This window comes from Mariniflexile jejuense, from assembly GCF_042675665.1.
Classification (GTDB): Bacteria; Bacteroidota; Bacteroidia; order Flavobacteriales; family Flavobacteriaceae; genus Mariniflexile; species Mariniflexile jejuense.
Window position 1 is genome coordinate 39339 of sequence record NZ_JBHTJI010000001.1, and the last position, 21324, is coordinate 60662.

Annotated in this window: 15 protein-coding genes; 5 read left to right on the forward strand and 10 right to left on the reverse strand. The window is 32.3% G+C overall.

The genetic code is table 11. The annotated features are described in order from the left end of the window. Positions 1-126: 126 nt before the first annotated feature. The 4 genes from pfkA to ACFQ1R_RS00190 all read left to right on the forward strand — a co-directional run bounded on the left by pfkA (position 127) and on the right by ACFQ1R_RS00190 (position 4316). Complete coding sequence (pfkA, locus tag ACFQ1R_RS00175) at positions 127-1113, forward strand: 6-phosphofructokinase (RefSeq protein WP_379924049.1); 987 nt, start codon at positions 127-129, stop codon at positions 1111-1113. A 17-nt stretch (positions 1114-1130) separates the two neighbouring features. Further along, on the forward strand, positions 1131-2135 hold the full coding sequence (gene gap / locus ACFQ1R_RS00180) for a type I glyceraldehyde-3-phosphate dehydrogenase (protein ID WP_379924050.1): 1005 nt from the start codon (positions 1131-1133) through the stop codon (positions 2133-2135). 84 nt (positions 2136-2219) lie between these two features. Beyond that, positions 2220-3080 (forward strand): N-acetylglucosamine kinase, encoded by an 861-nt coding sequence (locus tag ACFQ1R_RS00185; RefSeq protein WP_379924051.1) that lies wholly within the window; start codon positions 2220-2222, stop codon positions 3078-3080. Positions 3081-3095: 15 nt separating this feature from the next. Then, on the forward strand, positions 3096-4316 hold the full coding sequence (locus tag ACFQ1R_RS00190; RefSeq protein WP_379924052.1) for an ATP-binding cassette domain-containing protein: 1221 nt from the start codon (positions 3096-3098) through the stop codon (positions 4314-4316). Positions 4317-4379: 63 nt separating this feature from the next. Here ACFQ1R_RS00190 and ACFQ1R_RS00195 read toward each other — a convergent pair whose 3' ends face one another. The 8 genes from ACFQ1R_RS00195 to ACFQ1R_RS00230 form a co-directional block, all read right to left on the reverse strand. Beyond that, positions 4380-5231: an IS3 family transposase gene (locus ACFQ1R_RS00195; protein WP_379926287.1), complete on the reverse strand. Its 852-nt coding sequence runs from the start codon at positions 5229-5231 to the stop codon at positions 4380-4382. Continuing rightward, a complete protein-coding gene (locus tag ACFQ1R_RS00200; RefSeq protein WP_100613106.1) occupies positions 5231-5602 on the reverse strand; it encodes a transposase in 372 nt (123 codons plus the stop codon). Before ACFQ1R_RS00200 ends, ACFQ1R_RS00195 begins: the two co-directional genes overlap by 1 nt. 190 nt (positions 5603-5792) lie before the next feature. Beyond that, positions 5793-7040, reverse strand: coding sequence for a toll/interleukin-1 receptor domain-containing protein (locus ACFQ1R_RS00205; RefSeq protein WP_379924053.1), 1248 nt, complete (start codon positions 7038-7040; stop codon positions 5793-5795). A gap of 123 nt (positions 7041-7163) precedes the next feature. Next, positions 7164-8054, reverse strand: a complete 891-nt coding sequence (locus ACFQ1R_RS00210; protein ID WP_379924054.1) for a transglutaminase family protein — start codon at positions 8052-8054, stop codon at positions 7164-7166. Positions 8055-8145: 91 nt separating this feature from the next. Beyond that, on the reverse strand, positions 8146-10707 hold the full coding sequence (locus ACFQ1R_RS00215; RefSeq protein ID WP_379924056.1) for a circularly permuted type 2 ATP-grasp protein: 2562 nt from the start codon (positions 10705-10707) through the stop codon (positions 8146-8148). 13 nt (positions 10708-10720) lie between these two features. After that, positions 10721-14056 carry a transglutaminase family protein gene (locus ACFQ1R_RS00220; protein WP_379924058.1) on the reverse strand — a complete coding sequence of 1112 codons (3336 nt, stop codon included), beginning with the start codon at positions 14054-14056 and terminating at the stop codon, positions 10721-10723. Between the two features lie 242 nt (positions 14057-14298). Continuing rightward, positions 14299-15303 (reverse strand): sugar kinase, encoded by a 1005-nt coding sequence (locus ACFQ1R_RS00225; RefSeq protein WP_379924059.1) that lies wholly within the window; start codon positions 15301-15303, stop codon positions 14299-14301. A 43-nt stretch (positions 15304-15346) separates the two neighbouring features. Then, positions 15347-16387, reverse strand: coding sequence for a GMP reductase (locus tag ACFQ1R_RS00230; RefSeq protein WP_379924061.1), 1041 nt, complete (start codon positions 16385-16387; stop codon positions 15347-15349). 148 nt (positions 16388-16535) lie between these two features. On the opposite strand from ACFQ1R_RS00230, the gene ACFQ1R_RS00235 reads away from it, so the two are divergent. Continuing rightward, positions 16536-17954 carry an ATP-binding protein gene (locus tag ACFQ1R_RS00235; RefSeq protein WP_379924062.1) on the forward strand — a complete coding sequence of 473 codons (1419 nt, stop codon included), beginning with the start codon at positions 16536-16538 and terminating at the stop codon, positions 17952-17954. A gap of 15 nt (positions 17955-17969) precedes the next feature. Here the strand turns inward: ACFQ1R_RS00235 and ACFQ1R_RS00240 are convergent, their stop codons facing one another. After that, positions 17970-18350, reverse strand: a complete 381-nt coding sequence (locus ACFQ1R_RS00240) for a RidA family protein (RefSeq protein WP_379924063.1) — start codon at positions 18348-18350, stop codon at positions 17970-17972. 35 nt (positions 18351-18385) lie between these two features. Continuing rightward, positions 18386-21163, reverse strand: a complete 2778-nt coding sequence (locus ACFQ1R_RS00245) for a putative LPS assembly protein LptD (RefSeq protein ID WP_379926288.1) — start codon at positions 21161-21163, stop codon at positions 18386-18388. Positions 21164-21324: the final 161 nt, after the last annotated feature.

The window sequence follows — 21324 nt, forward strand, 5'->3', positions numbered from 1 at the left end:
AAAGTTGATTACTATTTTTGTCATTAACTAAAACGTTATAGTTTAATAAGTCTCATTTTAATAGCTAAATACTAGTAATATATGATTTTTGTTTATTAATTTTACCTTTGATAAATAGAAGAATTAATGCCAAAAACAATAAAAAAATTAGCAGTTTTAACATCAGGAGGCGACTCTCCAGGAATGAATGCAGCTATTCGTGCCGTAGTTAGAGCGTGTGCTTATCATAATATAGAATGTATCGGTGTTTATCGCGGTTACGAAGGATTAATTGAAGGCGATTTTGAATCAATGGATGCCAGAAGTGTAAAAGGTATCATTAATAAAGGTGGTACATTTTTAAAATCGGCACGATCAAAAGAATTTAGAACAGCAGAAGGCAGACAAAAAGCCTATAAAAAATTAGTCGAAGCAGAAATAGATGGCTTGGTAGCTATTGGTGGAGATGGTACATTTACAGGTGCTATGATATTTAATCAAGAATTTGGATTTCCAGTTATAGGAATTCCTGGAACTATTGATAATGATATTTTTGGAACATCGCATACCTTAGGTTTCGATACAGCATTAAACACTGTAGTTGATGCTATTGATAAAATTAGAGATACCGCTAGTTCACACAACCGACTTTTCTTTGTGGAAGTAATGGGGCGTGACGTAGGGCATATTGCATTAAATGCGGGTATTGCTGGTGGAGCTGAAGAAATTTTAATACCTGAAGAAGATTTAGGTTTAGAACGCTTAGTAGATTCTTTAAATAGAAGTAGAAAATCTGGTAAATCTTCAAGTATCGTTGTTGTAGCTGAAGGCGATAAAATAGGTAAAAATATTTTTGAGCTTAAAGACTTTGTAGATCAAAATATGGAAGGTTACGATGTAAGAGTATCAGTACTTGGGCACATGCAGCGTGGTGGCGCACCATCATGTTTCGATCGTGTTTTAGCAAGTAGAATGGGTGTAAAAGCAGTAGAATCATTACTAGAAGGTAAAACAAACTACATGGTAGGATTGCTAAACGGTAAAATGGAACTAACACCTTTAGAAAAAGCAATTAAAGGAAAAACAAAAATAAATTTAGAATTATTGCGTGTCTCAGACATCATGAGCACTTAACATTTATAAACAAGAACATGTCAAAATTAAAATTAGGAATTAACGGATTTGGTAGAATAGGTAGAATTGCATTTAGAGTAGCTGCAAGCAGACCAGATATTCAAATAGTAGGAATTAACGATTTGTTAGATGTAGATCATTTAGCATACTTATTAAAATACGATTCAACTCATGGACGTTTTAACGGAACTGTTGAAGTAAAAAACGGTAACCTTGTAGTTAACGGTAATGAAATTAGAATTACTGCAGAACGTAACCCAGAAGATTTAAAATGGGATGCTGTTGGAGCAGAAGTAGTTTTAGATTGTACTGGTATCTTCACAACCTTAGAAGGTGCTCAAAAACACATTACTGCAGGTGCTAAAAAAGTAGCAATTTCTGCACCATCGGCTGATGCGCCAATGTTTGTAATGGGTGTAAACAACAGTAAAATTACAGCAGCAGATACTATTGTATCAAACGCATCTTGTACTACAAACTGTTTAGCGCCATTAGCAAAAGTTATTAATGATAACTTCGGAATTATTGAAGGTTTAATGACAACCGTTCACGCTACAACTGCAACGCAATTAACTGTTGATGGTCCTTCAAGAAAAGACTGGAGAGGTGGTCGTAGTGCATTAGCAAATATCATCCCTTCTTCAACAGGAGCCGCTAAAGCTGTTGGTAAAGTTATTCCAGAATTAAATGGAAAATTAACAGGTATGGCATTTAGAGTTCCAACACCAGACGTTTCTGTAGTAGATTTAACTGTAAGAACTGAAAAATCTGCATCTTGGGATGAAGTTAAAGCTGTATTGAAAAAAGCTTCAGAATCAGGTGAATTAAAAGGTGTTTTAGGTTATACTGAAGAAGCTGTAGTTTCTCAAGATTTCGTTTCAGAAGCTATGACAAGTATTTTTGATGCTGATGCAAGTATTGCACTTAATGATAATTTCTTTAAATTAGTATCTTGGTACGATAACGAATTTGGTTATTCAACTAAATTAGTTGATCTTGCTCAATATATTAGCAAAATATAAGTAAAGAATATAAATTATTAATGACTCCACAGATTTATTGTAAATTGAATACAAAAGTCTGTGGAGTTTTTTATTTAAAAAGATATGATTTTAATAGTTGATAGTGGTTCTACAAAAAGTGATTGGATTGCAGTAGATAATAATGGAAAGCAAATTTTGGAAAAATTAAGAACAAAAGGGCTTAATCCTGAAATTTTAAAAGAAGATAAACTAAAGAAACTAATTAAAAAAAATCCAGATTTAAAAGCACATAGAAAAGAGGTTACTCATGTCTTTTTTTATGGCGCAGGCTGTGGTACAGAGCGTGGTAAAGAAATAGTTTACACCGTTTTAAAAGACGTTTTTGAAAACGCTATTGTAAGAGTTGAAGAAGATACTATGGCTGCTGTTTATGGCACTATTAGTCATGATACCGAAGCGGCAGTAGTGTGTATTTTGGGTACAGGATCAAATTGCAGTTATTTTGATGGTACTAAATTGCATCAACGCGTGCAATCGTTAGGTTATATTTTGATGGATGATGCCGCAGGAAATTACTATGGCAAAGAATTAATACGAGAATATTATTTCAATAACATGCCTGAAGATATTAAAGTGGCATTTGGCAGTAAATACAATTTAGAAGCCGATTATATAAAATATAACATCTACAAACAACCAAACCCAAATGCTTATTTAGCAAATTTTGCAGAGTTTATGTTTTTAAATAAAGATTCAGAATATATTGTAGAGCTTATTAAAAAAGGCATACGCCTATTTGCAAACAATATGATTATGCAATACAAAGAAGAGCTAAAAACAGTTCCTGTACATTTTGCTGGTTCTATAGCCTTTTTTGCTCAAGATGAAATTAAAGCAGTAGCAAAAGAAATGGGCTTTACTGTTGGTAACTTTGAACGCAGACCAATTGAAGGCTTAGTAGCATTTCACACTAAAAATTTATAATTCTAAAAGTTTTTTTTGAACACGCATTTTGCAATTTACATTTCAAATAAAGATGATAAACCTCAACTTATTGAGCATATCATGTTTAAAAATAGTATTGCAAATGTTTCAAATTTAAAAGGCGAACTTTTTTCTGAAATAACCTTGAATAAATTTATAGAAGAAGAAATTATTCATGGTCATTTTAATGTAACAACTACCACTAGCAACAGTTTATTACATTCCTCTGAAGGCGAACGTAAACAAGCATTATTGCAGCATATTATTTCAAAAAAGCCTGATTATATTATTGTTGATAATGTATTTGGAAATTTAGATGTTGCAAAGCAAGCTGCTATTGAAAAAGAACTAACCCGTTTAAGTAATTCTGTTCAAATTATACAAATTACAAATAGGGTAGCAGAAATACTTCCATTTATAACTACTATCTATCAACTACACGAAGGTAATTTGGTTGCTTTCAAACCTTTTACAGCTTCAACTAAAAATGAAACGTTGCAATTTGTTGAAGCACTGCCAAAAGCCTATTATCCTGTATCAAAAAACTTTAACCCGTTGGTTAAGTTTGATAAGGTTTCGGTAAGTTATAACAACAGACCAATTTTAAATAACATTAGTTGGGAAATTAACCACGGTGAATTTTGGCAACTTATAGGTGCAAACGGTTCAGGAAAAAGTACCTTGTTAAGTATGATTTATGGCGATAACCCAAAAGCATTTGGGCAAAATATTACTTTATTTGGAGTAAAAAAGGGTAGTGGTGAAAGCGTTTGGGATTTAAAACGAAAGATAGGTTATTTTTCTTCGGAAATGTTGAGAGGTTTTAAGCGATTAGATTCCATTGCAAATATGATAGTTTCTGGTTTTTTCGATTCGGTAGGTTTGTATAAGGAACCAACCAACGAGCAAATTAAAATTACCGAACAATGGCTACGTGTTTTGAAAATGTATGATAATAGAAAAGAAAATTTTTTAGACCTATCAAAAGGTCATCAACGTTTGGTGTTAATTGCCCGTGCTATGGTAAAACATCCGCCATTGCTTATTTTAGACGAACCTACCAATGGTCTCGACGATTTTGATATTAAACTATTCTCCGAACTTATAAATAAAATAGCCAAAGAAACCGATACCGCCATTTTATATGTGTCTCACAGAAAAGAAGCTGGTTTAAACCCAGAGTTTGTTTATGAATTAGTGCAAAATGATTTTGGTTCTGAAGGTAGAAAATTATAAATACTTATTGAATTAGGATTTTTGTGTCTTGTCCTGAAATATGGCTACAGGTTAAAATTGATTTTACGCTGTTAAATTGTATACCATATTCGGTGTTTTAAAATCTAAAGATAAGTGTAATCTTATTTCGTTGTATAAATTAATTGCATTTTTAGTAGCTCTTTTCGCGTGAGCTATATTTGTAAAGGTTTGATCGAGATAAAATTCGTCTTTAAGAATCCCGTTAACCCTTTCTGCGAGGGCATTTTCATAGCAATGATTTTCTTCTGTCATACTAATATCTATCTTTTTCCTTTTCAGGATTTGGGTGTATACATTGCTACAATATTGTATACCCCTATCGGAATGATGTATGAGTCCATGAATGCTTTTAGCTTGATAAATAGCTTTGTTAAGGGCTCTCACACATCCGTTTAGTTCTAAGCTGTCACTCAGGTCATAACCAACAATCTTTCTGGAATGCATGTCTGTAATCAGGGCTAGATAACAAAATCCTTTAATAGTTCGGATATATGTTATGTCAGATACCCAAACAAGGTTAGGTCTTGTGACTTGAACATCTTTAATGATGTTTTTATACTTGTAGAACCTGTGCAAAGAGTTTGTAGTTCTAGCACTATATTTCTTTCTGAGTGTAAGCATTTGATGTTTCCTAAGGACGTTAAACAGTGTGTCTCTACCGACTTTAAGGTTGGCTTTGGTAAACTCATTATCTAAGGATTTAACAAGTTTACGCACACCTTCTCTAGGTAGGGATTTGCGTCTTTTCTTTATTATCTCAATAATCTGCTGTTCTATTTTTAAACGCTTATCAGCTCTGTTTTTATACTTATAATAAGCATTGCGTTTATGTCCGAAACAATGGGTTATGGTAGTTAAAGATGCAAATCCCTTAGCTTTTTCCTTGGCCTTGATTAAGGCTTTATACTTAACTTTTTTTTTAGCTCAGCAACTGATTTATAGCCTAGATCTTCTGCAGCTACTTCCAGGTATGAATCTAATACCAAAGCATCTAAATCCTTTTTTAAGAGTAGCTTTTTAAGCTGTTCAATCTCCTTTTGTAGTTCCTTAATTCGTGTTATCTCGTCTTTTGTTTCCACTTTTACTCTGGTGTTCATAAGGTCTTTACGGTTGTATTTTCTAATCCATTCATTGATGGTGGTAGGCGCAATTCCATACAGTTTGCCTAATTGGTTTTTGTTAAGTTTACCTGTTGTAATTTCATCTAAAATTTTCAGTTTAAAAGGTTCTGAATACCGTCTGATTACTTTGTCGTTTCTATACATAATGTTTAAAATTATGTAGCCTTATTTCAGGACGGGTCATAATGACGCACAACGTATTTGTGTATGGTTAGTTGCGTGGTTAAGCAACTAATTTAGTAAACAAAAACTTGCCAGAGAAAATTCCGAAGGAATTTTCCAAATAAGCACTTGCCAAAGCAATTAATTATACACGTTGTTGCCAGTAGTAGTTTTATCTTTCATTTAACCTTCGAAGGCTTTCAACTTGTCTTTGTTCATAATCTAACTGCATTTCAAAATCGTCAGGCCATTCTTTCCTACCGTTTTTCCTAATAGTTTTGAATTTATCTTGGTCAATATCAATTGGGTTATGTTTCTTAAGTTTTTCAATTGCATTTTTATGTCTATCGATATAGTCGAGTTGCATTTCAAAATCATCAGGCCATTCTTCTTGACTTTTTGATTTTATGATGTCATTTTGGTTATCATAAAAGTTAATGTCTAAGTTTTCTTCAGTTCGTTTAGTTTTATTGATTTCTTTATTTTCTGTAGAGTTTGAAACTGATTCTAAAAGCACTTTTAAGTCTTTTAAGGAATTATCTCGTTTACGTTCCCAAACAGAATTATTAATTGGTTTTAAATCCAAAAATTCCTCAATCACACTTTTTAGACTATTGTATTTTACTTTTTCATTAATTTTCATTCCATTTGTCGTCGGAATAACTCCTTTTACATCACTATAATCAAATGGTGGTATTAAAACTGGAATGTGATTATTCGTTTTGACCCAAGTTGCACCCATTTCGCAAAGACTTACTACACTTGAATAAAAATTCTCAGATAAAACAAAAATAACTAATACGTTACTATTCAGCCTTTCTCTAATGTCTTCAAGGAAATCATTTCCTAGCCTCACTCCGTAACCTTCAAAAGAAGAGCAAAATATTTTATTGCTTGGAACACCAATAACTTCGAAAATATCAATTAATTTTTCAACGTATTTTGCATCTAAACTGGAATGACTGATAAAAATTTCTTTCATTTCTTTTTTTTGATTTAAAGGAACAAATTCAGCAGGTGATTCTGAATAATATTCTACAGTTTTTATGAATTTTGTCTTTCTCTTCAATAGATTAAGAACATCTAATTTTTTCTTGATTTGGTTTAGTGTATGGACATATTTGTTTTTAACCATATCAACTTTTTCTCCAGCGAAAGCATCAACTATAGGCTTTAAATCAAGTTTATTTGTTCCTTTAAAATTTGTCAAAAATTCATTGTCAAAAATGGTAGTCAATCTGATTTTTAAAAATTCTTGAACCTCTTCTGTCCAATAAATAAATTCTCGTTCTAATGATTCGAGATTGTCAGGATTAATTGGTTGTAGTTTGAATTTTTTATGTAAATCTTTACCTTCTTGAATATAATTTTCAAGTTCTTTTATAAATTCATTTCGCGGGAAGTCTATTTCTATGTCCAAATGTTTCTTTCTATTACTGGCAACTCTAATGATATGAAATCGTTTTAATGTTTTTATATCAGAAGTTAAACGAAGTTAGTTTTTTTTTCTGACAAAATCAAGTCGCTAAAAAAATGCTATTTTTTAAACTGCAGGCCGAATATCTACAGCAACTTCCATATTATTTTTTCCGGTGCTATAAATAACACCTTTTAGTGGTGGTACATCATAATAATCGCGTCCCCAAGATACTGTAATGTGTTGGTTTTTTGGTATTTGGTTGTTTGTTGGATCAAAATCTACCCAACCAAACGTTGGTATATATACAGAAAACCATGCATGTGATGCATCGGTACCAACCAATTTTTCTTTGCCTGGTGGTGGTAAGGTTTCAATATAACCGCTCACATAACGTGCTGGCAAGCCCATAGCACGTACACAGGCAATACCTAATTGCGCAAAATCTTGACAAACACCTTTTTTTTCCTTAAAAACGTCGTGAATTGGTGTTGAAATGGTGCTGAATTCCGAATCAAATTCAAATTCGGTATAAATACGTTGCATCAACTCATAAGCAGCTTCAAAGACTGAACGGTTTGGTTTAAACGATTTTTCAGCATAGGTTTTTATATCATCCGAAATTCTGGCAATAAAAATAGATTCTAATATAAATTGCTTAACATCAATAGTTTCGGGCGTATTTATTTTTAATGTTTTTATAGCATCATCTAAAGTAATTGTTTTACCTGAAACAGATTTTTCAATATCTGGTTGTAAACTATAATCTCTTACTATTTTGCTTTTTGCTGTTACTTTTAGTTCAGTATGGTGTTTTTGAATTGAAAAACGGGTTACAGTATTTCCAAAAAAATCTAAACGTTCTGTAATTTCTGAAGGTGTTGGGCTAATTTCTAATTCATAAGCTTCCAAGGTTTGCCCCACCATGGTTTTTGGTTTTAACGTAGCAATGTTATGGCAAAAGGTTACGCCACTTTCGTAGTTATATCGTGTTGTATGTGAAACTTGAAATTTCATATGTAGATTTTATTTGTTTTTTAAAGGTCAAATGCAATCGCCTAAATCTTCATTAGTGTCTATCGCACTTTTCATAATCGCGATTTCATAATTAAAGTGGGAAATTTTGATTAACCAATTGTTTTTGTTGGTATGCATGATTAAAATATGTGTCTGATATTGCCAGCGAGGTTTCGTGTAATAAATCGCTTAATTCTGATAAAGTATCATCTAGATTTTGCCTAATTACAGCAGCATCATCCAATTTTAGTAGAGATTCTATATTTAGGCTTCTAATTTTAAAATCGGCTTCCGAAATAAACTTTTGGCTATCGGTTGCTTTTCCTGTAACTTCAGAATGTGGTAATCTATCAATATCTTTTTGAATACGACGTAATTGGTAGGTTAACGATTTTGGGTATTCTTTATCTAACAAAATAAGATTTATCACATTTTCAATACTTAAATACGAGCGGTAACTGTAACGGTAAATATTTAAACTTTCGTGGCTTGTTAGTAGTGCTTCTAATATTTCGTACTGCGGTTGTTCTTTATAATTTACTACTAATAGCGAACGGCATTTTGCTATATTCATCATGGCTTGTTCGGTTTGTAAACCAATGAAATAAAGTAGCAAACCTTGTTCAACTAAAATACTTTCTTCAATTAGACCCATAAAAGCAATGAGTCTTGTAATAATTCTATCTAATACTTTAATGAGTACAGAAATGGATGTTTTATCATCTTCTTCTTCAAAGCGTTTCCATATTTTTTGAATACCATCAAAAACACGCCACATATCTTTAGACCATAAATTGCGTAGCGTATAATATGAATGATTAAAACTAGATAGTGTTTGTGCAAAACTACCAATTCTGCTTTTATCAAGCATTAATGAGACAATTTCTTCAACAGGATTTTGTAAAGCATCTTCGCCTTCTTCATCACCTACAAAGCCAGGAAATGTGGATGTTATATTTGTAATAGATTGTAACAGTAATGTTAAACTTTCCGATTGTTGTTTGTTATGGTTATACTGTTCATTATTCATTTTGTTTAGTACGGTTCGCAAAAAACGAGCGGTAACTAAAGCGCGACCTAAATACCTGCCAGACCAATATAAGTTTTCGGCAGTATTACTTGGTAAATCGTTTATGCCTGAAATTGAAATTTTACAGGTGTTATCCCAAGCGTAGTTTTGTATGCTTGTTTGGTGTTCATCTGTAACTATCCAACAATCTTTACTTACACCACCACGTTGGTTTGAAACAAATAGGTTTTCACGTTCGGCAGCAACCCGTACCAAACCTCCTGGCATAACGGAGTAACCATCATTGTGTGCAATTGAAAATGTTCTGCACATAACTTTGCGTGGTTCTAATGTTCCTTTTACAAAATCTGGTGCTGTTGAAAATGAAATTTTTTCTTGAGCTACAAAGCTATAAGGGTTTGAAAGTATTTCTTTTTTTAAGTTTTCTAATTGTTTAGGTTTTAAAAATTCACAGAAAAAGATGCTTTCGCGATTAGATCTATCGATGCGTTTTACTACTAAATTAGACAGATTATTTAAAACATAATTACGTTCTTTTTCTTGTCCACACCACCACGATGCTATTTGTGGTAAAATTAACTCTTCATTTAAAAAGTATTTACAAATGGCATTCATAAACGGTATTAAACCAGAATTTTCTAAAACACCACTACCAATTGGGTTAACTATGGTTACGTTTTGTACTCGAACTACATCTAGCAATCCTGCTACACCTAAATAGGAGTCTTCACGAAGTTCTAAAGGATCCATAAACACATCATCAACACGCCTGTAAATTACATCAACTTGTTTAAGTTCTTTTAGGGTTTTCATCCATACGTTTCCGTCTCTAACAACCAAATCGTTTCCTGTTACTAACGGATAACCTAAAAATGATGACATATAAGCATGCTCAAAATAGGTTTCGTTTAATGGTCCTGGTGTTAAAATAACAATGTTTGGATTGTTATTATTTTGAGGAGCAGCTTCGATAAGCATTTGATTAAAATCATAAAAGAAATGCGTAGGATGCTTAACATTAATATTATTGAAAATATCGGGTAATACTCTACTAACAGAATACCTATTTTCTAAAGCATATCCCATACCTGAAGGTGCTTGGGTTCTATCATTAACTACCCACATACGACCATCGGGTCCACGTGCTAAATCGGCAGAATAAATTAATAAATTTTTTGCTGTTTTGTATTGAATTTGGTCGCACTGTCTTAAAAAACCTCTGTGTGCATAAACAACTTCTGGAGGTATGATACCGTTTTTAATAAGTTTGCGTTCACCATAAATGTCTTTCAAAATTAGGTTTAGTAATTCTGAACGTTGTTTGATGCCTTTTTCAATAGTTTCCCATTCTTTTTGATGCAATAAAAAAGGAACAATATTTAACTCCCAAGTGCGGTGCATGCCTTTTGGATCGTTGTAAACATTGTAGGTAACGCCATTTTCGTCCATTAACCAATCAATCTCATTTTGTTTTGATATTAAGGTTTCTGTACCCATTTGGGTTAAGTTATCAAGTAACTTTTCCCAATTGGGGTTAATGGTCATGTTTGATTTTAGAACTTCGTCATAATTCTTAAAATCGGAGAAATAATTTTGAAATAATATATTTGAACGGGTTGTCATTTAATTAGTTAGCTTACTTTTTTCTTAAATCGAGGGTGTTTGGAAATTCAGCATTTACCTCTAATTCAGTGTATTTGAATTTTTTAGGATTTGCTTTAATTCTATAGTTTTCAATTTCCTTTTCCTCAATTTTAGTATCCATTACTTTTACTACATCGCCTTGTGTATGTCCAATTTCCCAAAAACGATTTATTCGTCTTGATTCTGCCTCGTAACTATTTACAGGATAGGTTTCATATGAACGCCCTCCAGGATGCGAAACAAAATACGTAAATCCACCAATGGAATGTTTGTTCCAAGTATCAACTACATCAAACACCAAAGGCGTATCAACACCAATAGTAGGGTGAAGGGAAGAATATGGGTTCCAAGCTTTATATCGAATACCAGAAACATACTCTCCTTTTACAGTTGTTTTTTTCAAAGGGACTTTTACACCGTTGCAAGTTAATATATATCTTTCATTAATGAAGTTAGAAACTTTAATTTGTACACGTTCTGTTGAAGAATCTACATAACGCGATGTACCACCGCCAGTCATTTCTTCACCTAACACATGCCAAGGTTCTATTGCAGCACGTAATTCTAGATGAATATCGCCAACGGTTTGTAGCCCAAGTAATGGAAATCTGAATTCAAAAAACGGATCGAACCAATCTTCACTAAACTCATAACCTGCTAAGTTTAATTGTTCAACAATACTTTTAATGTCTTCTTTAACAAAGTGTTCTATTAAAAATTTATCATGTAATTCTGTTCCCCAACGAATTAATTTGTGTTCATAAGGTGTTTTCCAAAACCAAGCCACTAAAGTTCTAACCAATAAATTTTGCATCAAACTCATTTGTGGATGTGGTGTCATGTCAAAAGCACGAAGTTCTAAGATGCCTAATCGCCCTGAAGAAGAATCTGGCGAATATAATTTATCAATACAAAACTCAGCACGATGTGTGTTTCCTGTTAAATCTGTTAATAAATGACGAAATAATCTATCAGTTAACCAAAAAGGCACATCGCCATCTTTAGGGATGTTGCTAAATGCAATTTCTAATTCATATAAATTTTCTAATCTGCCTTCATCAACACGTGGCGCTTGACTTGTTGGACCAACAAAAGCACCAGAAAATAAGTAGGATAACCCAGGATGGTGTTGCCAAAACGTAAGTAAACTTCGTAATAAACTTGGTTTTCTTAGTAATGGGCTATCTGCAGGAGTAAGTCCTCCAAGTGTAACATGATTACCACCACCAGTACCTGTATGCTTACCATCTACCATGTATTTTATGGTGCCTAATCGTGCTTGTTTAGCATGGTCATACAGTTTAAATGTTGTGTTGGTTAACTCAAACCAATTTTTAGATGGATGTACATTAATTTCAATTACACCAGGATCTGGTGTAATTTTTAGAGACTCTAAACGGTTGTCTTTTGGTGCGCCATAACCTTCTAATACTACAGGTATTTTTAATGCAGACGATGTTGCTTCAATGGAAGCTATAAGGTTTAAAAAAACTTCAGCTGAAGTTGTAGGTGGTAAAAATAGATGTAATTTTTCATCTCTAATTTCAGCACATAAAGCTGTTCGTATAAAAAATTCATCGTGATGTTCATTCAATTTGTTTTTTAGAAATTTTTCTCGACGAACCAAAACAGAGTAGAAATATTGTGGCAACTCATCTTGCTTTGAAAATTGATCTGGTTCAAATATTGGAAATTCTTGTTGTTGTGGTTCTCTTAAAAGTGAGTCTAGTGGTAACCTTAAACCTATGGGTGAATTACCTGGAATTAAAAAAATGTGTTTGCGCCTAAAAGACCAATTGCAAGTAAACCATTTATCTTTATAATTATTTAATGGTACTATATAGCCCACAGGTTTTGTAGTTCCTGATTTTAAAATTTCTTTTAGTTTGTTTTTAATTAACATATTACCATCTTCTTTGGTTGGGTCAATGTCAATAGGTAGTTTGCCTTCTTCCCACAGAAAATAGAAACTGTCTTCGTAAACAGGTTTAATAGTTTTGTCTGTAATACCTAGAAAACTTGTTAATGTTTCTAAAAACAATTTATCGGCATCTTTTGGTAATTTTGCATTTTCAGAGAATACAGAAAATAAGTTTTTATTTCTGTTTCGCCACATGGCTTTACCATCTTTTCGCCAGCATAATTCTATGTTCCATCGTGGTAATGGTTCACCAGGATACCATTTTCCTTGTGCTTGATGTATAATTCCGTTTTCGCTAAACTCATCATACAATCTAGCCGCTAAGTTTTTGGCTAATGCACGTTTATGGTCGCCATCTGCTTCGGTATTCCATTCTTCACCTTCCATATCATCAATAGAAATAAAGGTTGGTTCACCGCCCATAGTTAGTCTTACATCGCCTTTTTGTAAATCTTTTTCAACTTTTAAACCAAGTTCATTTATAGCATCCCATTGTTGTTCGGTATAGGGTTTTGTAACACGAGGCGATTCAAAAATGCGGGTTACAGAGTTTTCAAAGAAAAATTCGGTTTCGCAAATATCGGTCATACCAGAAACTGGTGCAGCACTTTCAAATGAAGGAGTACAAGCTAAAGGAATATGCCCTTCACCAGCTAATAAACCAGAAGTAGCATCAAAACCTATCCATCCTGCACCAGGAAGATATACTTCTGCCCAAGCATGCAAATCGGTAAAATCTTCTTCAGGACCTGAAGGACCATCTAATGATTTTTCATCCGATTTTAATTGAACTAAATAGCCCGACACAAAGCGAGCGCCAAAACCTAAATGTCTTAATGTTTGTACAAATAACCATGCATAATCTCTACACGATCCACTTTTAAGTTCAAGTGTTTCTTCGCAGGATTGTACACCTGGGTCTAATCGAATGTTATATTTAAGATATTCATATATTTTTCTGTTAATATCAATTAAAAAATAAATGGTTTTTCTAGGTGTTTTATCGATGGTTTTTAAGAAGTCTTGTAAAAGTTTCCCTTTTTCTGTAATTTCAAGATAGGGAAGTAGTTCTTTCTTTACTGTTTCATTATATTTAAACGGGAATTCTTCGGCATATTCTTCAACAAAAAAATCAAAAGGATTTATGGTTTTTAAGTCGGCAATAATTTCAACTTCAATGGATAATTCTTTTGTTTTCTCTGGAAAAATTAAACGTGCTAAATAGTTTCCAAATGGGTCTTGTTGCCAATTGAAAAATTGATTTTCGGGTTTTATTTTTATTGAATAGGCTTCAATAGGCGTTCTGCTATGTGGTGCCGGACGAAGCCTGAAAATATGTGGTGATAATGATACAGATCTATCGTATTTGTATAAAGTTTTGTGTGAAATTACAATTTTTAAAGCCATAAATAATCCAATTAAAGAGCTTACAATTTAAGTGATTTTTATCTGATAAATTAACGAACAGACTAAAAAAGCAAAAGAATATAAAAAGTTTATTTTTTCAATTTTAAATTGCTATTTCTATAATTTAAGGCATGGTTTTTTTCTGATAAAAAAATAAAAATCTAAGAAATACCCAAGTATTGCTCAGATTTTTTTTAATAAGACTATTGTTTTAATAAATAAAGGCGGTTTTTAATGTTTAATTATCTATTAAACCTACCCGACGTATTTCCATCTAAAATTCCCATAACTTCAGGAACGGTAGCATAGTTAACATCGCCTTCATAAGTATGTTTTAAAGCACATGCAGCACTAGCGAATTCCATAGATTTATAATCGTCAAACTGTTGCAAACCATAAATTAAACCAGCAGCAAACGCATCACCTGTACCAATTCTATCTATAATGTGTGTAATATCGAAATCACTTGTTTCTCTAAACTCTTTGCCATTCCACATTCTAGCTCTTATTTTATGCCAAGAAGCGTTTATTGGTGTTCTTATTTTATCAAACACTTTTTCAATTGAAGGAAAGCGTTCCATTAATTTTTTGCTGGCTTCAATAAAATCGTCGTTTGAATAGCTATAATTAGTATCTAAAACTTCATTAATTTCGTTTATACCACCTATATAAATTGTTGAGTAATTTATTAAATCTGAAAGGACATCTTTTGCGTTTTCACCATATTGCCATAAACCTTTTCTATAGGTAGGATCAGCAGAAACAGCAATTCCCATTTGTTTTGCAAGCATTAAACCTTCTTTTAGAGTAGTGTATGCGCCTTTGGTTAGTGCTGGTGTTATTCCTGTCCAATGAATCCATTTTGCTTTTGATAATATTTTTTTCCAATCAACCATTTCTGGTTGTATATCTGAAAACGATGAATGCGAACGGTTATATGAAATTGAACTTGGGCGCATAACTGCACCAACTTCTAAGAAATAAACACCTAATGGTTTTTTTGAACGCACAATGGCCGATGTGCTAACACCAAATTTTTGAATGTATGATAAGGCTGTATCTCCAACAAAATCGTTTGAAACACAGCTAATATGTTTTACTTTTTCACCAAAATTTGCTATTGAAATGCCAACATTTACTTCAGTACCACCAAAATAGAATTCTAACAAGTTAGCTTGTATAAATTTTTTATTTCCTTCTGGCGATAAACGCATTAAAACTTCTCCAAATGTTATTATTTGCTTCATAGCTTAAATTGTTGGTTTAATTAATTTTATTGTAATATATTAATTAGTTTGTATAAACTCTGTTTTCTTGCTCGTTAACTCTAATAAATGTTGTTCGTTTTGTTAATTCTTTTAAACGTTGCGCGCCAACATAGGTACATGTACTTCTTAAACCACCTAAAATATCTTGCAATGTGTTTTCTACATCACCTCTATAAGGTACTTCAACCGTTTTTCCTTCGCTTGCTCTATAATCGGCAACACCACCAACATGTTTTTCCATAGCTGTAGAAGAGCTCATACCATAAAATTTCCTGAATGGTTTGCCTTCTTTTTCAATTAGTTCGCCGCCACTTTCAGTATGTCCAGCAAGCATGCCACCAAGCATTACAAAATCGGCTCCTGCACCAAATGCTTTAGCAATATCGCCTGGTATGGTGCAACCACCATCACTAATTATTTGTCCGCCTAAACCATGTGCAGCATCAGCGCATTCTATAATGGCAGAAAGTTGTGGGTAACCAACACCCGTTTTTACACGAGTTGTACATACAGAACCAGGACCAATACCAACTTTAACAACATCGGCACCAGAAAGTAATAACTCTTCAACCATTTCACCAGTAACAACATTACCAGCAATAATAACTTTATCTGGATATAATGCTCTTGTTTGTTTTACAAAATTTGCAAAATGTTCAGAATACCCATTGGCTACATCAATACAAATAAATTTTAAATAGGGGTTAAATTTAAAAACCGCAGCTAAATGTTCAGAATCTTTTTTGCTTATGCCTGTGCTTACAGCAATATAATTTTCTATGCCTTTAGGTAAACTTGATGAAAATACATTCCAATCTGATATTGAATAATGTTTATGTATGGCTGTAAATAGTTTTTTATTGGCTAATGCACGAGCCATTTCAAAAGTGCCAACGGTATCCATATTTGCTGCCATTATAGGAATTCCTGTCCAAGAATACGGACTGTGTAAAAACTTAAATTCGCGTTCTAAACTAACTTCCGATCTGCTTTTTAAGGTAGAACGTTTTGGACGAATCATCACATCTTTAAATCCTAGTTTTATATCGTATTCTATTCGCATGTAATTATGAATTTATGAAGCTTAAAAGTATTTTATCTAAAGTTATAAAATTAAAAAAACAAAATAAAAATATAGCAGTTAATTACAACTAATACTTTTGTTAATTCGTATAATTATAGATATGTTTGTTAAAACGTGCGTAAAATAAATGAAATCCCCATTACAGCTAGTAAAATCTATAAAAACAAAAAAAATACTTTCAATCATTATTTTTGTTTCTATAACAATAGTCTTAATATTAGCTTATTTTTTTCTTGAGCAAATAATAAGCAACACTATTTTGATTATAATTTTATTCGGAATTATAATTTCTCAAATTTTAATACTTCAATATTTTTTTAAGAATCAGTTAAAAAATGATTTAAGAATATCAAATTTATACCTTAGAATAGACGAGTTAAAACAAAGCCTTGAAGCTGCCAATACATTAGCCGACCACAAATCTATTTATCTAGCAAATATGAATTACGAAATTCGTACGCCACTAAGTACTGTTTTGGGCATGTTAAACATTTTAAAACAAACCAATTTAGATATCGACCAAAAAGCCCAAGTTGAGATAGCCGAATACTCTTCAAAACACCTGTTGCAATTGGTGGATATGGTTACAAACAATGCGGATATTGATAATGATGACGTTAAGCTTAATTTATTGGCATTAAATTTAGAAGCCGATTTATCACAACTTTTTAAAGTATTTGAATATCAAGCTTGGGAAAAAGGCTTGCATTTTGATTATAAATTTTTAATTGATGAAAAACGCAAATTTTCACTTTTAGGTGATACCGTTCGCATTCAACAAGTTTTAATTAATCTTATTAATAATGCTATTAAGTTTACCAACACAGGTAAGATATCTATAATTGTAGACCAAACGATAGGTATTGATGATGATCAAATTGTATCATTTTATATAAAAGATACTGGTATTGGTTTGAGCATTGAAGCTATTAAACAAATTTTTTACGATTCTAAAACATTTAGTACATCTGCATCAAAAGATTATAGAGGTGGTGGTATTGGACTTTCAATTTCTCATAAACTTGTACAATTAATGGGTGGAGAATTGAAATTAGAAAGTAAGGAAAATGAAGGTTCAACGTTCTATTTTAGCTTACAACTTAAAAAAACACTAAATATTACGGCAGAAGCCGAAGTACAAAAACCTATGTTTTCTGATAAATTTAGTGTATTGGTTGCTGAAGATAATAGAATGAACCAAAAGGTTATAAAGTTTTTATTAGAACAACAAGGTGCCGATTGTACCTTTGTTAAAAATGGTTTGGAAGCAGTAGAATTATATAAAATTTTAGATTTTGATATGGTGTTTATGGATATTTACATGCCAGATATGGATGGATACCAAGCCACAAAAGCCATAAAAGCCACAGAAAAATATTCTGAAAGTAAAACACCTATCATTGCAGTTTCAGCCAGTGCTTTTGAAGATGATATTGCCAACGCTAAACTAGCAGGTATCGATGATTTTTTAGCAAAACCTATAGAAGTTGTTAAATTAAAGGAACTTTTAGCAAAATATGCTAAGCAAGAAATAAAACTTGATTAATTAGATTGTACCAAGTTATTTTACTGCAATCATACTAATTTCAACATTCACATTTTTTGGTAAACGTGCTACTTGAACCGTTTCGCGTGCAGGTGCATTTGCCTCGTCAAAATAACTTCCATAAACCTCGTTTATTTGAGCAAAATCATCCATATTACTTATAAAAATTGATGATTTTATTACGTCATCAAAAGTCATATTTGCAGCTTCTAAAACAGCTTTTAAATTTTGCATTACCTGTTTTGTTTCGGTTTTAATATTGGTTAAAACAAGTTCGCTAGTTGCAGGATTAATAGCAATTTGTCCTGAGGTGTACAACGTGTTACCGCTTAAAATAGCTTGATTATATGGACCAATAGGAGCAGGCGCATTTGGTGTATTGATAATTTTTTTCATAACGGAGTTGTATTAAATTTTTAATAAATAATAAACTAAAGCTGTAAGTCTGCTTGATTTCTTTTTTCATATTTTAAATCTTTTAAAATGTTAGATTTGATACCAATAAAGAAATTCCACGAGGTGTAAGTACCAAATGGTACCCAACTAAAATTCATACGCCAGCTCATTAAATCGCGCTCAAAACGTAATTGGGTTGATGTAAAACCAGCATTTTTTAAATCGTAACCAGATGATGCACCGATAGACCATTTTTCAGAAAGTTTAATATCGCCCGAAAACATTAAGGAATGCGACGATATTTCACTATTTCGCCTATCATTTGAATAATTTACGGCGTAAGCAACACGCAAATTCCACGGAATTTTATAGTGGTAATATTCACTTGGTTCTTCTTCTTCATCGTTTTTCTTTTCATCAATTTGCTGACTTGAAAAATCTTGTGAAATTCCGAATAAATCATCATCACGTCCGCCACCTTGTATATTTTCTTGTATAGCCCTACTATTATCTTCTTTTTTATCACCTTTACTGCTAGATAGTGACCAACTTGCAGTTAAATTGGCACTTGTTAACCTAAAAAGACTGCCGCCATTATCAATATTAAATTTATTAATTCTGGTATTGTTATTGTCTAAAGCATAAGGGTCTAAAGTAGCACCAAAGTTGATGCTCATTTTATTATTAAAAATTTGTGTACCACCGCTTACTCTTACAGGACTCCATTGTAGTGAATCGCCAGCAAAATTATATGATGTTGAAAAGTTTAGGTTGTTTAAAAGGATGATTTTTTTGGGCTCGGTAGCAGTACTATCTCTATCGCGTACTTTTGCTTCTAAATTGTTAGAAACTGAAATACCCATTGAGCTTGAAAAATTTTGACCAGGTGTTCCAAAAATACCTTGTTCAAACCTTGTGTACTGTAATGTAGAACTGTTTTGTAAAAGGTTTAATTCGGCAGCTGTTAAACCATCAGCATTTACCACTTCAGCACTTTCATAATATTTATCAAAAGCAGGATTAATATTATAGCTAATAGATGGACGAACAATGTGCCTTATAGCTTTTATTTTAGTGTCTTTTCCGTCTTTTTCAAAATTAAACATACCATAAATGGTGGTTCCTAAACTGGTGCTAAAGTTATAAGTTCTAAAAGCATCAAAACCTTTTACATCTTCTATAGTTGATGTTTTAGTTACGGCATCATAAGTCTTGTTTATAGTATTAAACGTCCATACTTCATTAAAATTACTGCTAGCACTTAAACTAAAATATTTGAACAATTTAAAGTTGGTAGTTAGTGGTATGCTGTGTTGAAAACCAGCTTTAGCATCATCAAACATTTCTTTTTTGAAGAATAATGAATCGGTTGTTTGAATTCGGTTTTCACCTCGAATGTTATATTGCAAATTTATATTCTGTATTATGCCTTTTTTTGTGCCAGTTTTTGAAGCAAACGGATATATTCTGCTTAAACTTCCTTGAAAGGTAGGAAGCGTCATGTTTATTTGTTGCGTTTGCGTGTTTTGTGAATGTGATGCTGTTAAACTTATGTTGGCTTGTGGTTCACCTTGAAATGTTTTTGAATAGGAAACTGAAGATGAAAGTGTATTATTAAGCCTATTTCCAAAATTAACTTGGTTGAGTGAGTTTCTAAAAAACGTACTACTACCTAAATTCACTGAAGCTGAAAAACGCGAATTTGGATTCGATTTTCCGTCTTGACTATGCGACCATCGTAAGTTGTAAATAGTAGATTTTGAATAATCTGGAAATCCACGTTCACTACTTATTAAGTTTTCATATCTAAAAGCCAAATTACCTCTAAACTTGTAGCGCTTTGCGTATGTACTTTCTAGTCGGGTTCCATAACTACCATTAGTGTAATAATCACCTAAAATGGCTAAATCTACATAATCGCTTATGGCTAAATAATAACCACCATTTTGTAAAAAGTAACCACGGTCGTTTTGTTCGCCAAAACTTGGGATAATAATACCAGATGTTTGTTTTTCAGATTGTGGAAAGAAACTAAAAGGCAACCAAACAGGCGTTGGAATGTCATAAATATATAAACCTGCAGCACCAGTTACTATTTTCTTGCCTGGTACAATTTTAGCTTTTAAAAGCCTAATATAATATTCAGGATCATCTTCATTTTCAGAGGTCGTATATTTTGCATTCTTTAAAAAATAAACCGAATCATTTTCTTTTTTGGTAATGGAAGCTATTATTTTCCCATCACCTTGTTCGGTTTTAGAATTAAAAATTAATGCTTTTTTTGTTTTAGTATTAAAAATAATTGAGTCCGGTTCTACCACATTAGCACCTTGTGTAAAAACTGGTTTTTGTGTGTAGCCACCCAAAGTATCTTTAATGCCTCTAGCATAAACAGTGTTTTTTGTGTAATCTATAGTAATGCTTCCAGCAGCAATATTCATGTCGCCATAATCTATAGTTGCTTCATTATATAAATGTAATTTATGCTCTTTTTGGTTGAATCGTGTATAATCGGTAGCATGATATTTTACAATATGCTCCAAAAGTCCTTTTTTAGGTTTTATTGAATCTTTTAAGGTAGAATCTTTTGCTTTTTCTGAAGCTTTAGCAATACCTAAGCTATCAATAGAAATATGAATACTGTCTTTAACAGTTCGGTCTAAAGGAATTCCACCCTTTGGGATGTCTTGTGCATAGCTTAACATGTTAATAAACATTGTAAAACTTAGTGCAAAAAGTATTTTAAAGTTGTTTGTGTGCAACGCTTTTAAATGTATTTTTGTAAAAGTATGGCTCGATTTTTGAAAAGCCAAAATTACATATATTTTTCTGTGATAAAATTTATTATTCAATTAAATTTTAAATTAAACTAGGTGGCATCTTTTTTAAGTAATAAACCAAGTTTATTAATCGTTAAAATGTAAAAGAAACTATAGTTATTAAGCATAATAATTATTGTAATGTTAAGTGTAAA

Excerpts from the sequence above, each read along its gene's own strand:
- pfkA (WP_379924049.1), top strand. The coding sequence starts at position 127 with ATGCCAAAAACAATAAAAAAATTAGCAGTTTTAACATCAGGAGGCGAC.
- gap (WP_379924050.1), top strand. The coding sequence starts at position 1,131 with ATGTCAAAATTAAAATTAGGAATTAACGGATTTGGTAGAATAGGTAGA.
- ACFQ1R_RS00185 (WP_379924051.1), top strand. The coding sequence starts at position 2,220 with ATGATTTTAATAGTTGATAGTGGTTCTACAAAAAGTGATTGGATTGCA.
- ACFQ1R_RS00200 (WP_100613106.1), bottom strand. The coding sequence starts at position 5,602 with ATGTATAGAAACGACAAAGTAATCAGACGGTATTCAGAACCTTTTAAA.
- ACFQ1R_RS00210 (WP_379924054.1), bottom strand. The coding sequence starts at position 8,054 with ATGAAATTTCAAGTTTCACATACAACACGATATAACTACGAAAGTGGC.
- ACFQ1R_RS00215 (WP_379924056.1), bottom strand. The coding sequence starts at position 10,707 with ATGACAACCCGTTCAAATATATTATTTCAAAATTATTTCTCCGATTTT.
- ACFQ1R_RS00220 (WP_379924058.1), bottom strand. The coding sequence starts at position 14,056 with ATGGCTTTAAAAATTGTAATTTCACACAAAACTTTATACAAATACGAT.
- ACFQ1R_RS00225 (WP_379924059.1), bottom strand. The coding sequence starts at position 15,303 with ATGAAGCAAATAATAACATTTGGAGAAGTTTTAATGCGTTTATCGCCA.
- ACFQ1R_RS00230 (WP_379924061.1), bottom strand. The coding sequence starts at position 16,387 with ATGCGAATAGAATACGATATAAAACTAGGATTTAAAGATGTGATGATT.
- ACFQ1R_RS00235 (WP_379924062.1), top strand. The coding sequence starts at position 16,536 with ATGAAATCCCCATTACAGCTAGTAAAATCTATAAAAACAAAAAAAATA.
- ACFQ1R_RS00240 (WP_379924063.1), bottom strand. The coding sequence starts at position 18,350 with ATGAAAAAAATTATCAATACACCAAATGCGCCTGCTCCTATTGGTCCA.